A 13590-nucleotide genomic window follows, 5' to 3' on the forward strand; every position below is an offset into this window, starting at 1 on the left:
AGTCCGAATATGTTTCCCGAGCGGTTTTCGAACCTTCCGGCCTATGCGTTTCCGCGCCTGCGCGCGCTGTTGGACCACCATCAGCCCGGCGGCGATGTCGTGCACATGACCATTGGCGAGCCGAAACATGCGTTTCCGGCCTGGGTCACGGATGTGATTGCCGAACATGCGGAGGGGTTCAATCGCTATCCGCCCAATGATGGCACGCCTGAATTGCTCGACGCGATCTCGGGTTGGATCGGGCGGCGCTATGGCGTCGAGGTTGGCGCGGAACAGATCATGGCGCTCAACGGGACGCGCGAGGGGCTTTACAACGCGCTGATGGCGCTTTGCCCGGAAACCAAGAACGGCCAGACGCCTTTGGTTCTCGTGCCGAACCCGTTTTATCAGGTCTATGCCGTGGCGGCGATCTCGGTCGGGGCAGAGCCTGTCTTTGTCAATGCTGAGGCCGAGACAGGGTTTATGCCGGACTATGCGGGGCTTCAGCCGGAGGTGCTTGACCGGGTGGCGGTCGCCTATATCTGCTCGCCTGCGAATCCGCAGGGCGCGGTGGCGGATCGGGCTTATTGGCGAGAGCTTATTGCGCTGGCAGAGAAGCACGATTTCCGCATCTTCGCGGATGAATGCTACTCCGAGATTTATCGCAACGAGGCCCCGGTCGGGGCGCTTGAGGTGGCGAAAGAGATGGGGGCGGACCCAGAGCGGGTCGTGATCTTCCATTCGCTTTCCAAGCGGTCGAACTTGCCGGGGCTGCGCTCTGGCTTTGTGGCGGGTGGACCGGAGTGCATTCGTCGCATCCGCCAGTTGCGGGCCTATTCGGGCGCGCCGCTGCCGTTGCCGTTGCAGAAGGCGGCAGAGAAGGTCTGGGCCGACGAGGCGCATGTGGTCGAGAACCGCAGGCTCTATGCCGAGAAATTCGCGCTTGCCGACGAGATTTTCGCGGGCGTGCCGGGCTACCAGAGCCCGGAGGCGGGATTCTTCCTTTGGCTTCCGGTTGAGGACGGGGAAGAGGCGGCGCTGAAACTCTGGAAAGAGACGGGGGTGCGGGTTCTGCCGGGCGCCTATCTTAGCCGCGAGACGGCCGCCGGAAACCCCGGCAAAGGATATATTCGGGTCGCCTTGGTGGGCCCAAAATCGCAGGTGCAGGACGCGCTCATCACGTTGCGCGACTGCCTCTACGGATAAAAGAGACGAGGGAACGAGCATGGCATATCAGGCACGCGGGCGCGACCCGCTCCTTGACAGCACCACGCAAGCCGCGATCGAGAAACGCGGCAAGGAATTGATCGGTATCGCGCTACTTGTGCTGGCGGCGATGGCGGCGGCGATGATCGTGTCCTACACGCCGGACGACCCGAGCTGGATCTCGGCGACGGATGCGCCTGTCGAGAACTGGATGGGCCGGATGGGTGCGTCGATTGCGGCGCCGCTTTTCACCATCATCGGTTGGGGCAGTTGGGGTATTGCGCTTGTTCTAGGGGCCTGGGGTGTGCGTTTCGCGCTGCACCGGGGCGAAGAACGCGCGGTCGGTCGGGTGATCTTTGCGCCGATCATGCTCGCGCTTGGGTCGATGTATGCCTCGACCCTCGTGCCGGGTGCCAACTGGACCCATAGTTTCGGGCTTGGGGGGCTTTTCGGAGATACCTTCCTTGGCGCGATCCTCAATATTCTGCCGATTGGCGCGGTCACGGGGATCAAGATCCTGTCGGCGCTTGTCGGGATGGGGTTCCTTGCGTTGTCGCTTTTCGTGCTTGGCTTTACCCGTGTGGAACTGCGTCAGGTGGGGCGGTTCATGCTGGTCGGGATCATCCTTAGCTATGCCTCGCTCATGAGCCTTCTTGGCAAGGGTATGGGTGCCACGGCGCAGGCCGCGCAAAAGGCGCAGGTGCGTCGACAGGAGCGTAAGGCCGAGGCTGACGCCCGTGTCGCCAGCGCCGCGTCGCAAGGCTGGGCGAGTGCGGTTGAGGCCATGCCAGAGCCGAGCGTTACAGCGTCGTTCAAGGCTGAGGAGCCCACCAAGACCGGGCTGCTTGCGAAGATGCCCAGCCTGATCAAACGGCCCGAGCCGATGCCAGAGCCGGAGCTTGTCGAGCAGGAATGCCTTGCCGATGCGGCGAATGCCCCAGAGCCGGACCGTATTCAGGCGCGGATCGCAGAGGCCATCCGCCTGCGCAAAGCGCAAGGTCAACCCGTTTCGCCGCCGGAATTCCCGGAGGATAAGCCGCTGACCAAGGGGCGCGGTCGCCAACCGGATCCGTTGATCGTCGAGCCATATTATCAGGGCGGCCTGCCGCCTGAACCGCCGCTCACGGCGTCGGGTTTTGGCGCCGCAGAGGCACCAATGGCCGAAGTCGGTGAGGAAGACCCCTTCGCGGATGAGGTTCTGATCGAAGGGTTTGACCAGCCGTTGCCGCTCCGGGCGACGCCGGAGCCAAACGCCGCGCCGGTCATCCCGACCGCAGAACCCAAGAAGGTTGTGCAGCCGCGCAGCCAGAAAACCGTGCAGCCCTCGAGCCGCGCGCAGGCCGAAGCACAGCCATCCTTGGCTTTTGACGAGGCCGCGGTCGAGTACGAACTGCCGCCGCTCGGGCTTTTGGCGAACCCGATGGAGATTCAGCGCCATCACCTCAGCGACGAGGCGCTCGAGGAGAACGCCCGGATGCTTGAGGCGGTGCTTGATGACTATGGCGTCAAGGGCGAGATCGTGTCGGTGCGTCCCGGCCCGGTGGTCACGATGTACGAACTCGAACCCGCGCCGGGCCTCAAGGCGAGCCGGGTGATCGGGCTTGCCGATGATATCGCGCGCTCGATGAGCGCCCTTTCCGCGCGTGTTTCGACCGTGCCGGGGCGGAGCGTGATCGGTATCGAACTTCCCAACGAGAACCGCGAGAAGGTCGTCCTTCGGGAAATCCTGTCGGCGCGGGACTTTGGGGATTCGAACATGAAACTGCCGCTGGCGCTCGGCAAGGATATCGGCGGTGATCCGATCGTGGCGAACCTTGCCAAGATGCCTCACCTCTTGATCGCAGGGACCACGGGGTCGGGTAAATCGGTGGCGATCAACACCATGATCCTGTCGCTGCTGTATCGCCTGACCCCGGAAGAGTGCCGCCTCATCATGATCGACCCGAAAATGCTCGAACTGTCGGTCTATGACGGGATTCCGCATCTGCTTAGCCCGGTTGTCACCGATCCGAAAAAGGCGGTTGTCGCCCTCAAATGGGTCGTGGGCGAGATGGAAGAGCGCTATCGCAAGATGTCCAAGATGGGCGTGCGCAACATCGACGGCTATAACAGCCGCGTCGCGGATGCGCTTGGCAAGGGCGAGATGTTCAGCCGCACGGTGCAGACGGGGTTTGACGACGAGACAGGCGAGCCGATCTTCGAGACAGAAGAGTTCGCGCCCGAGAAGATGCCCTATATCGTGGTCGTCGTGGACGAGATGGCGGACCTGATGATGGTTGCGGGCAAAGAAATCGAAGCCTGTATCCAGCGCCTCGCCCAGATGGCGCGGGCCTCTGGCATCCACATCATCATGGCGACGCAGCGCCCGTCGGTCGATGTTATCACCGGCACGATCAAGGCCAACTTCCCAACGCGGATTTCCTTCCAGGTGACCTCGAAGGTCGATAGCCGCACGATCCTTGGCGAGATGGGCGCGGAACAGCTCCTCGGGATGGGCGATATGCTCTATATGGCGGGCGGTGCGAAGATCACCCGCTGTCATGGCCCCTTCGTGAGCGACGAAGAGGTCGAGGAGATCGTGAACCACCTCAAGAGCTTTGGCCCGCCTTCGTATGTCGGCGGCGTGGTCGAGGGGCCGGCTGACGAAAAGGCGGACGGTATCGACGCGGTGCTTGGCCTTGGCGGCAACACGGATTCCGAGGATGCGCTTTATGACACGGCTGTGGCCATCGTTATCAAGGATCGCAAATGCTCGACCTCCTATATCCAGCGCAAGCTCTCCATCGGCTATAACAAGGCGGCACGTCTCGTGGAGCAGATGGAGGAAGAGGGGCTTGTCAGCCCGGCAAACCATGTCGGCAAGCGCGAAATCCTCGTGCCGGAACAGCAATAAGCCGCGCATCGAGCACCTGTGCGCGACAATGTGAGCGCCGCCGGGGGTGCATTCCGGGCGGCGCGCGCTTATTTCTTGGATATGCGTATGAAACGACCCTTGATGGCCCTTGCCTTAACGATCGCCTCGGCGTTGCCGCTTCGGGCGGATATCCTGCCTCTGGCGGATGTCTCGGCCTATCTCAACAACCTGAAGACGGTTGAGGCGGCCTTTACCCAGATCAATGATGATGGCTCGATCTCGACCGGGCGGCTCTTTCTCAAGCGTCCGGGGCGGATCCGGTTTGAATACGATCCGCCGGAAAAGGCGATGGTTCTGGCGAGCGGCAACACGGTCGCGATCTTTGACGGGCGGTCAAACCAGCCGCCCGAGACCTATCCGCTTCAGCGCACACCGCTATCGGTGATCCTTGAGGATCAGGTTGATCTTGGCCGGGCTGATATGGTCACGGCGCATGAGTATGACGGCACGATCACCCGCGTTCGGGCGCAAGACCCGGCGCATCCGGAATATGGCAGCATCGACATGATGTTCACCGGTGATCCGGTCGAGTTGCGCCAGTGGGTCATCAATGATGGCAATGGCGGGCGCACGACCGTGATCCTTGGCGAAATGGAAACAGGCCGCGACTTTGGCAGCAGCCTGTTCAACATTCAGCTTCACACCAAGCAAGAGGGCCTGAAATAGGCCCTTAGCGGACCCGGCAGCTTGCCAGTTGCGCGCGATACATGCGGGCGCGATCGGCAACTTCCTGTGATACTCGCATCAGCCATGCCTTGTTGCGGTAGTTGCCGCGGGCATAGCCGGTGTGGCCTTCGTGATAGGCGAGGTATTGATGCCGCGCATTGGCCAGCGAGACGCCGTTTCTTTCGCGGGTTTCGTTCATGTACCAGCCCATGAAGTCCGATGCGTCGCGGATGTCGTCGCGCTTGGCGCGGCGATTGCCGGTCTCGCGGCGGTATTGGTCCCATGTCGCATCGAGCGCTTGGGCATAGCCGAAGGCGCTACTCTGGCGGCCCATTGGCAGCACGCCGAGGACATAGCGATAGGGCGTGCGCGCATCGCTGTCGAACTTGCTTTCCTGATAGATGATCGCCATCTGCACATCGACGGGAACGCCCCATCGACGTTCCGTGCGGCGGAACGCTTTGTGATAACTCGGACGCTGTTTCAGGATCGAACACGCGTCGTTCAGGTTGCGGGGCGGAGAATCATATCCACCGCCGCAAGCCGCTAGCAGCACCAAAAGGGTCAGGGTGCGAAAGTATCTGCTCATCTGCCTCTCGCTATGTGATTTTTTATATTTCCTGCACAATAACCCAAACCGGCCCTACCGCGCAAATCACAATACGCGCGGGCGGGCGAAAGTTCACAGGCCTCAGAGCACGAGTGCGAGGAGAAGCGGCAGACCGGCGACTGAGATCAGGGTCGAGACCACGACAAACCCCGCGACAGAGTCGCTATCGGCGCCGTATTTCTCGGCGATGAGGTAGGCGGTGACGGCGACGGGGGTCGAGATTTGCAGGACGAGCACACCGAAAGAGATATCGTCGAGGCCAAAGGCCCGCGCCATGCCCCACGCGATCACGGCGCAAATCACCAGTTTCACGAGCGAGAGCCATATCGCCGTGGTGATGCGCGCCGGGGTCAGGCGGGCGACTGCGACGCCGAGCGTCAGCAGCATCAGCGGGATTGCCATCTGGCCGATGAGATCGAGCGTGTTGGTGAGAAAGCGCGGCGTTTCCCATCCCTGCCAGAGGAAGAGCGCGCCAAGGAATGTCGCACCGATCATCGGCTCTTTGAGGATCTTGAGGAAGGACCCGCGCCCGGCGACGAGCCAGATGCCGAGGGTGAAGGAGAGAACCGCGCTCACAGCCAAGAGCACCACCGCGCGTTCAAGGCCCGGTTGGCCAAAGGCGAAAAGTGCCAGAGGGATGCCAAGATTGCCGGTGTTGCCAAAGATGAACGGGGCGAGAAAGGTCTGTTGGTTCAGCCGCAAGAGCAGGAGCAACACCGCGCCAACAACGCCCACCGCAGCATATGAGGCGATGGCGGCCAATGTCAGGTTTGCCAGTGCGGCGAGATCGACCTCTGTTTTCATCAGGGCGGTGAAGATCAGGCATGGCACGGCGAGCGTCATGGCGAGGCGGGTAACGAACTCGATTCGGTATTCAAACCCGGCCCGAACCCACAGGAAACCGATCCCCGCCAGAAGGAACACGGGCGCGACGATCTCCAGAACTGTCAAAGCAAGGTTCACAAACTGTTTCCCTGAATTTTATGCCCGATGGTTGGACAAACACCCCTTGAAAGGCTTAACTTTGGTCGGTAGGGGCTGCAAGTTATGAACACGACACGCGCAAAATACCATCTCGGCCAAGTTGTCCGTCACCGCAAACATCCGTTTCGCGGTGTGGTGTTTGACGTGGACCCGGAATTTGCCAACACAGACGAATGGTATGCGGCGATCCCCGAGGAAAGCCGCCCCGATAAGGAGCAACCGTTCTATCACCTTCTGGCGGAGAACGATCAGTCCTATTACGTCGCCTATGTGTCCGAGCAGAACCTGATTGCCGACTATTCGGGCGAGCCGGTCGACCACCCGGATATCCCCGACATGTTCGGGCCGTTCGAAGACGGGCAATACCCGCTTCATTTTCAGCTCAACTAATCACGCCGCTGGCGCGACTAGGCCTTTTCGATGGCCGCGCCTCGGGCTTTCCACTGGCTGAATCCGCCTTCCATTTCGGCGACGTTCTCAAACCCCATGTTCTGAAGGTCGCGCGTTGCCAGAGCCGAGCGCCATGCGGAGGCGCAGAACAGGATGAGTGTCTTGTCGGTCTCAAAAACCGGCTTGAAATAGGGGCTTTCTGGGTCGACCCAGAACTCGAGCATACCGCGCGGCGCGTGGATCGCGCCGGGGATACGCCCTTCGCGGTCCAGCTCGCGAATGTCACGAATATCGACGAAGAGGGCCTCGCCCGCCTCGACCATCGCCTCGGCACGGTCTTGGGGCAGGGTTACGATTACGTCGCGGGCCTTGGCGACGAGGGTTTTGACAGGTGTGATGGGCATTTCTTCAGTATCCTAGAGCGCAGCCGTCCTTGCGGGCGTCGGATGCCCCTTCAAGGATGCCTTCGGGGTGAATCTGGATGGCTTGTGCACCGCCGATCGGGGTCTCTGGGCGGACGACGGTGTGCCCCTTGTCGGCAAGCGCTCGGGCCACATCCTCGTCATAGCCCTTCTCGAGCTTCAATTCGCCCGCGTCGGAAAACGCGCGGGGGGCGTCGATGGCGGTCTGCGGGTCCATGCCAAAATCGACAAGGTTTGAGACGAAACGTGCGTGACCGTTGGGTTGGTAGGCGCCGCCCATGACGCCGAAGGGCATGGTCACGCGGCCCTCTTTGCGCAGCATGGCGGGGATGATCGTGTGCATGGGCCGCTTGCCGCCCTGCATCTCGTTGGCGTGCCCCGCTTCGAGGGTAAAGCCTGCGCCCCGGTTCTGGAGCAGGATGCCGAATCTCTCCGATGCGATGCCCGAACCAAAGCCGTGGAAAATCGAGTAGATGAGCGAGACCGACATGCGGTCCTTGTCCACGACGGTGATATAGATTGTGTCCTTGTGGACGGCCTCGGAAAGGGGCGCCGCGGCCTCCATCGCGCGGTCCGGATCGATCAGAGCGGCAAGGCGCTGGGCGGTCTCGGGCGAGAGCATGTGATCGAGGCGCGAGACATGATCGGGGTCGGCGAGGAAGCGGTTGCGCGCATCATAGGCGAGCTTGGCGGCCTCGGCCTCGATATGGACGCGTTCAGCGCCAAACGGGTCCATTGCGGCGATGCCAAACTGGTCGAGAATGTTGAGCATCAAGAGCGCTGTTACGCCCTGGCCATTCGGCGGATGTTCGACAAGGTTGGCACCCTTATAGGGGCCGTCAATCGGCGTTGTTGGCATGCCTTGAGCGGCGGCGAAATCCTCGGTGGTGTGGACGCCGCCGAGGGCGGTCAGGGCGGCAACCATGTCCTCGGCGATCTCGCCTTCGTAGAAAGCGGCGCGTCCATCTTTGGCGATACGACGCAAGACTTCGGCCTGACCGGGGGCGCGGAACATCTGGCCGACCTTGGGCACCGCACCATTGACGAGGTAGTGCGTGCGTGCCGCACCTTGCAGGATCTCGGCACCAGCGCCCCAATCGAAGGCGACGCGCGGCGCGACGGGCACACCCGCATCGGCATAGTGGATCGCGGGCTGAAGAAGTGCGTCGAGGCCGAGCTTGCCATGGCTCTCGGAAAGACGACAGAAGGCGTCGATCGCGCCGGGGATCGTCACGGCCTCGGGGCCGTAGGTTGGCACGGTCGAGAGGCCGCGCGCGCGCAGATCGGCGGCGGAGGCCGCGGCGGGCGCGCGACCCGAGCCGTTATAGGCCTCGACCTCATCGCTGTCGGGATGCGAGATCAGGACAAAGCAATCACCGCCGATCCCCGTCATCTGTGGTTCGCAAATGCCAAGCAGGACCGCGCCTGCGATGGCAGCGTCCAGGGCGTTGCCGCCTTGTTTCAGAATGTCGATCGCGGTTGCCGCGGCCAGCGGGTGCGATGTCGCGCAGATGCCGTTCTCGGCATAAACCGCGCTGCGTCCCGGCAAATGAAAATCTCTCATGTGTGTCTCCCCTCGCGCTTTGGGCTGACCCTAGGACGAGACGCGCGCTTTGCCAATCCGGTCGTCAGCTCTCGGGGATCGAGAAGGAGAGATGATTGCACCCGTCCACGCGCACATAAGAGAGTTCGCGGGCGAGCATGTTGACGATGGCCCAGCCGAAACCGCCTTCGGGCAGGTCGCGCAGTGGGCAATCCGGGCTTGGCAGGTCGGGCCGCGGCACGAGACCGCCGGGAATCGGAACACCGGTGTCGCGGATGTCAAAGTGCCAACCTTGCGCGGTATGCGTGGCGCGCAGATGAATTTCGCCCTCTTCCTCGTGCCGGAGCGCGTGTTCGACGACGTTGTTGAGCACCTCGGCCAAGACGATCTCGATCTGGCCGACCGTGTCCGGCCCGCTTCCGCCCTCTTTGGCGCGCCCGCGAATATCGGTCAGCACGTGACGCACCGCCTTGGGGCTTCCGGGGAACTCGAGGGTAAATTGCATGTCGGCCATTGAGGGGCGATCCGGGCTGGTGTGAGAGGGGTCGCGGCGGGCCAGGTTACTGTGCAAGCGCGGCCTCCGGCGTCTCGAAAATGTGGAACACGCTATCCATCCGTGTCAGGCGAAAAACCTTATCGACATTGGGATTGAGCGCGGCGAGATCGAGGCGGCGATCGGGTCCAAGCTGTTTCATGGCTGCGACGATCGCGCCAAGCCCGCTCGAGTCGATGAAATCGACCTGTCCCAGATCGAGCACAATACGGGCGAAGGCCTCGTCGCTCAGATCCCGCATGCGATCCTTGAACTGGATCGCGACGGCGGCGTCGATCCGGGTTTCGTTGACCGAGACGACACAGGCATCCGCCGTCGCCTCATGGCGCGAGAGGTTCATTGTCGGGTTCTCCTTTGGTTTGCCCTGACGCTAGGGGCAAATGCTTATCAAAGGGTTTCTCGCCACCCGTAATAGCACGGGGTGGACTTGCCCCGGGGAGGGGCAGAAGATGCGCGCTGAAATAACCGTGCAAGATTTGTCCGCCAAAGAACCGGGCAAAGGACACCAGTCTCGGGAGGAAATCGAGAATGAAGAACGTAGTGATCGCGGGCGCGGCCCGCACGCCGATGGGCGGGTTTCAGGGCATGTTCGACGGCGTCGAAGCGGCACAGCTTGGCGGGACGGCGATCAAGGCGGCGCTGGCGGATGCAGGCGCCAAGACGGTCGATGAGGTTCTCATGGGCTGTGTCCTGCCTGCCGGTCAGGGCCAAGCCCCGGCGCGCCAGGCGGGTTTCGCGGGTGGTCTTGGCGAAGAGGTTCCGGCGACCACGCTCAACAAGATGTGCGGCTCGGGCATGAAGGCGGCGATGGTGGCGTTTGACCAGATCGCGCTTGGCCATGCCAACACGATGATCGCGGGCGGCATGGAGAGCATGACCAACGCGCCCTATGTCCTTCCCAAGATGCGCAATGGCGCGCGGATTGGCCATCAGGAGGTCAAAGACCACATGTTCCTCGACGGGCTTGAAGATGCCTATGACAAGGGCCGCCTCATGGGTACCTTTGCCGAGGATTGCGCAGAGGCGTTTCAGTTCACCCGCGAAGATCAGGATCAATACGCGATTGCCTCGCTCGACAATGCGCTCGAGGCAGAGCGTTCTGGTGCCTTCGAGGGGGAGATCTGTGCCGTGACGCTTCATACGCGTACTGGCGAAGAGATCATCACCCGCGATGAACAGCCCGCCAAGGCACGCCCCGAGAAGATTCCGATGCTCAAGCCCGCCTTCCGCAAGGATGGCACGGTGACGGCGGCGAACTCCTCGTCGATTTCGGACGGGGCTGCGGCGCTTGTCATGGCGTCAGAAGAGGCGGCAGAGGCGCAGGGCCTCAAGATCCGCGCGCGCGTCCTTGGCCATGCGAGCCACGCACAGGCGCCGTCGTTGTTCCCGACCGCCCCGGTGCCTGCGGCGCGCAAGCTGCTTGAGCGGTTGGGTTGGTCCGTGGGGGATGTGGACCTTTGGGAGGTCAACGAGGCCTTCGCGGTCGTGCCAATGGCCTTCATGAAAGAGATGGGGATTGCCCGCGATATCATCAACGTCAATGGCGGGGCCTGTGCCCTCGGTCATCCGATTGGCGCCTCTGGTACGCGGATCATGGTGACGCTTCTCAACGCGCTCGAAAAGCGCGGATTGAAACGCGGCGTTGCGGCGATCTGTATCGGTGGCGGCGAAGGCACTGCGATCGCGATCGAGCGCGTCTGACGCCCACTTGCACGTCATGGCATTTCGGCCCACCCTTGCGCCACGCGCGAAAGGGAGGGCCACGCCATGTCGAAACTTGCGATTCTTTGGGGATTCCTGCGGCTGAATTTGCCAGAGCCGGTCGTTGCCGCGCTCTACGGCGGGCGACGCGAGGTGGTTGCGGGGCGCAGGATTGACCCCAAGGCCAAGGCGGCGTCAGACCTCGTCGCGCGGCTGCGCGATGGACAGGCGATGCCGAGCGTCGAGGAAAGCCGTCGGCAGCTTGCCGTGATGGCGGCGAAGTTCGAGAAACCCTGCCCGGCGAGCGTGCGGGCCCGCGACATCACTTTGCCCGGCGCAGCGGGCGAGCGGCGGGCGCGGGTCTACCTGCCCGAAGGTATGTCGGAAGAGGGGGCGCCGACCCTTCTCTACCTGCATGGTGGGGGATGGATTCAGGGCGGAATAGAGACACATGACGGTCTCTGTGGCAGGCTTGCCGAGATGGCGGGCATTCGGGTCATTTCCTATGACTACCGCCTTGCACCGGAAGACCCGTTTCCGGCGGCGGTCGATGATGTTCTGGCCTGCTACACGGCGCTTGTCGATGGCACGGCGGAGGTCCAGGCCGATGCAGACCGCCTTGTGGTGGGCGGTGATAGCGCGGGCGGGAACCTGACGGCGTGCCTTATGCATGACATTTGTCGCGGGGGGCTGCCGAAACCGGCGGCACAGGTTTTGCTTTATCCCGGCGTCGATGCGCGGTTGAAAACGGATTCGATGAATGATCTGCGCGACCAACCGCTCCTGCCGGCGTCGCGGATCGACTGGTATCTCGGGATGTATCTTCCCGAGGGACAGGACCGCCATGATCCGCGCGTTTCTCCGATTTTCTCCGACACGCTGGGCGATCAGCCTCCGGCGCTTGTCGTAGCGGGCGGGCATGATCCGCTTTGGGACGACGCACATGCCTATGCCGAGGCGCTACGCGCGGCGGGGGCTGAGGCCGATCTCATCGCCTATCCGGGGCAGATTCATGCCTTCATGTCCTTGACGAAGGTGATCCCGCAGGGTGATGAGGCGCTTCAGGACACGGCGCGCTGGCTACGGGCGCGGTTGGGATAGGAGCGGAAGCCATGCGGGTCGACTACGACGAGTTGGAACAGCGGATCACGGCGGTGGCCGAGGGCGAAACGGATGCGGTCGCTCTTATGGCGACGATGGCCTGCGAGGTGCATCATAGCGATGACCGGTTCGACTGGACCGGGTTCTACCGTGTGGTGGCGCCGGACCTGCTCAAGATCGGGCCGTATCAGGGCGGCCATGGATGCCTTGTCATTCCTTTCTCGCGCGGCGTTTGCGGCGCGGCGGCGCGCACTGGTGAGGTGCAGCTTGTGCCGGATGTTGAAGCGTTCCCCGGCCATATCGCCTGTGCGTCCTCAACGCGTTCGGAGCTTGTCCTCCCGGTCTGGAATGGCGCGGGAGAGGTGATCGCGGTATTCGACCTCGACAGCGATCAACCCGATGCCTTCACCGAAGAAGACGCAGACCGCCTTGCCGTGATCCTTGCCAAGGTGTTCAAGAACGCGATCTGAGTGAGGTCGTGAAATTTTGCTTGGAGATTTCATGATTCTGATGCAGCGTGAAATTTAGGGAAAGAATTTCACGAGACACCCAGGCCATGAAACACGTTCATCCGACCTCTTCCGAGACGCTTGGCGCCGATCTGCGCGCCTTGCGCAAGGCGCGGGGCCTGACGCTTGTCGATATGGCGGAACAGCTTGGCCGGTCGGTCGGATGGCTCAGCCAGGTGGAGCGGGACAAGTCCGAGCCGACGATTTCCGACCTGCGCGAGATCGCTGAGGTTTTGGATGTGTCGATGTCGATGCTGTTCGGTCAGTCCCATGCGCCGATCGAAGAACAGGGTTATGTGGTGCGCGCCGGATCGCGCCGCCGCATGGGCGCGAGCGAGGAAGGCCTGATCGAGGAGCTTCTGTCGCCAGACCTCACCGACGATTTCGAGGTTCTTCATTCGACCTTTGCGCCCAATTCGCAAATGCAAAGCCCAACGCGCCGCGCCACGCAGGAGCTTGGCTATATGGTGTCTGGCCGGATCGAGCTTCGGATCGGCGACAAAACGTTCTCCCTTGGCCCCGGCGACAGTTTCCGGGTGCGTGACGAGGAATACCACTGGACCAACCCCTATGACGAAGCCGCCGTCGCGATCTGGGTGATCGCGCCGCCGGTCTATTGAGGAGACACCAATGATCGAAGGTAGCTGCAATTGTGGGGCCATACGGTTTCGCACGGAAGCCGAGCCGCAAGGGCCGTCGATGTGCCATTGCGGGCAATGCCGCAAGCAATCGGGCGGTGTCTGGTCGTCGGCCTATGTCCCGGTCGAGGCGCTTCGGATCGAGGGCGAGGTGCGTTGGTATGACTCCAGCCCGAACGCGCATCGCGGTTTTTGTCAGACCTGTGGCTGTTTCCTGTTCTGGAAAGCGCATGACGAAGACACGATAAGCTTTGCCCTCGGTGCGGTCGATGGGCCGACGGGGCTCCGACTTGAGAAGCATATCTTCGTGGCGGGCAAGGGGGACTATTACGACATCGTGGACGGTGTCCCGCAAAAGGACTGAGGGAGGATAG

The 13590-nt window shown here is 62.4% G+C and carries 15 protein-coding genes; 9 read left to right on the forward strand and 6 right to left on the reverse strand.

Annotation, left to right across the window (positions count from 1 at the left end; translation table 11 throughout):
* Nucleotides 1-9 precede the first annotated feature (9 nt).
* The 3 genes from R1W01_RS08415 to R1W01_RS08425 all read left to right on the forward strand — a co-directional run bounded on the left by R1W01_RS08415 (nt 10) and on the right by R1W01_RS08425 (nt 4765).
* Entirely contained in the window at nt 10-1185 is a 1176-nt protein-coding gene (locus R1W01_RS08415; RefSeq protein ID WP_317275191.1) for an aminotransferase class I/II-fold pyridoxal phosphate-dependent enzyme, read from the forward strand.
* 19 nt (nt 1186-1204) lie between these two features.
* A complete protein-coding gene (locus tag R1W01_RS08420; protein ID WP_297754306.1) occupies nt 1205-4078 on the forward strand; it encodes a DNA translocase FtsK in 2874 nt (957 codons plus the stop codon).
* An 87-nt stretch (nt 4079-4165) separates the two neighbouring features.
* Nucleotides 4166-4765, forward strand: a complete 600-nt coding sequence (locus tag R1W01_RS08425) for a LolA family protein (RefSeq protein ID WP_243611817.1) — start codon at nt 4166-4168, stop codon at nt 4763-4765.
* Between the two features lie 4 nt (nt 4766-4769).
* On the opposite strand, the gene R1W01_RS08430 is transcribed toward R1W01_RS08425, so the two are convergent.
* Entirely contained in the window at nt 4770-5354 is a 585-nt protein-coding gene (locus R1W01_RS08430) for a transglycosylase SLT domain-containing protein (RefSeq protein ID WP_243611818.1), read from the reverse strand.
* A gap of 102 nt (nt 5355-5456) precedes the next feature.
* Nucleotides 5457-6338 (reverse strand): AEC family transporter, encoded by an 882-nt coding sequence (locus tag R1W01_RS08435; protein ID WP_317275192.1) that lies wholly within the window; start codon nt 6336-6338, stop codon nt 5457-5459.
* A gap of 84 nt (nt 6339-6422) precedes the next feature.
* On the opposite strand from R1W01_RS08435, the gene hspQ reads away from it, so the two are divergent.
* Nucleotides 6423-6749 carry a heat shock protein HspQ gene (gene hspQ, locus R1W01_RS08440; protein ID WP_243611820.1) on the forward strand — a complete coding sequence of 109 codons (327 nt, stop codon included), beginning with the start codon at nt 6423-6425 and terminating at the stop codon, nt 6747-6749.
* Between the two features lie 17 nt (nt 6750-6766).
* Here hspQ and R1W01_RS08445 read toward each other — a convergent pair whose 3' ends face one another.
* From R1W01_RS08445 to R1W01_RS08460, 4 genes are all read right to left on the reverse strand, one after another.
* Nucleotides 6767-7153, reverse strand: coding sequence for a rhodanese-like domain-containing protein (locus R1W01_RS08445; RefSeq protein ID WP_297754300.1), 387 nt, complete (start codon nt 7151-7153; stop codon nt 6767-6769).
* Between the two features lie 4 nt (nt 7154-7157).
* A complete protein-coding gene (locus tag R1W01_RS08450; protein WP_297754297.1) occupies nt 7158-8735 on the reverse strand; it encodes a gamma-glutamyltransferase family protein in 1578 nt (525 codons plus the stop codon).
* A gap of 64 nt (nt 8736-8799) precedes the next feature.
* The gene (locus R1W01_RS08455; protein ID WP_317275193.1) at nt 8800-9228 is read right to left on the reverse strand and encodes an ATP-binding protein; all 429 of its coding nucleotides are present in this window, start codon (nt 9226-9228) and stop codon (nt 8800-8802) included.
* A 46-nt stretch (nt 9229-9274) separates the two neighbouring features.
* A complete protein-coding gene (locus tag R1W01_RS08460; protein WP_243611824.1) occupies nt 9275-9607 on the reverse strand; it encodes an STAS domain-containing protein in 333 nt (110 codons plus the stop codon).
* A gap of 188 nt (nt 9608-9795) precedes the next feature.
* Here R1W01_RS08460 and R1W01_RS08465 point away from each other — a divergent pair, with 188 nt between their 5' ends.
* The 5 genes from R1W01_RS08465 (at nt 9796) to R1W01_RS08485 (ending at nt 13580) form a co-directional block, all read left to right on the forward strand.
* Nucleotides 9796-10968 carry a thiolase family protein gene (locus tag R1W01_RS08465; RefSeq protein ID WP_297754290.1) on the forward strand — a complete coding sequence of 391 codons (1173 nt, stop codon included), beginning with the start codon at nt 9796-9798 and terminating at the stop codon, nt 10966-10968.
* Nucleotides 10969-11034: 66 nt separating this feature from the next.
* Nucleotides 11035-12069: an alpha/beta hydrolase gene (locus tag R1W01_RS08470; protein WP_297754287.1), complete on the forward strand. Its 1035-nt coding sequence runs from the start codon at nt 11035-11037 to the stop codon at nt 12067-12069.
* 11 nt (nt 12070-12080) lie between these two features.
* Complete coding sequence (locus R1W01_RS08475) at nt 12081-12539, forward strand: GAF domain-containing protein (RefSeq protein ID WP_297754285.1); 459 nt, start codon at nt 12081-12083, stop codon at nt 12537-12539.
* A gap of 86 nt (nt 12540-12625) precedes the next feature.
* The gene (locus R1W01_RS08480) at nt 12626-13198 is read left to right on the forward strand and encodes a helix-turn-helix domain-containing protein (RefSeq protein ID WP_243611828.1); all 573 of its coding nucleotides are present in this window, start codon (nt 12626-12628) and stop codon (nt 13196-13198) included.
* 10 nt (nt 13199-13208) lie between these two features.
* Nucleotides 13209-13580 (forward strand): GFA family protein, encoded by a 372-nt coding sequence (locus tag R1W01_RS08485; protein ID WP_297754282.1) that lies wholly within the window; start codon nt 13209-13211, stop codon nt 13578-13580.
* The last annotated feature ends 10 nt before the right edge of the window (nt 13581-13590 follow it).

The organism is Shimia sp. FJ5, from assembly GCF_032918335.1.
Taxonomy (GTDB): Bacteria; Pseudomonadota; Alphaproteobacteria; order Rhodobacterales; family Rhodobacteraceae; genus Shimia; species Shimia aestuarii_A.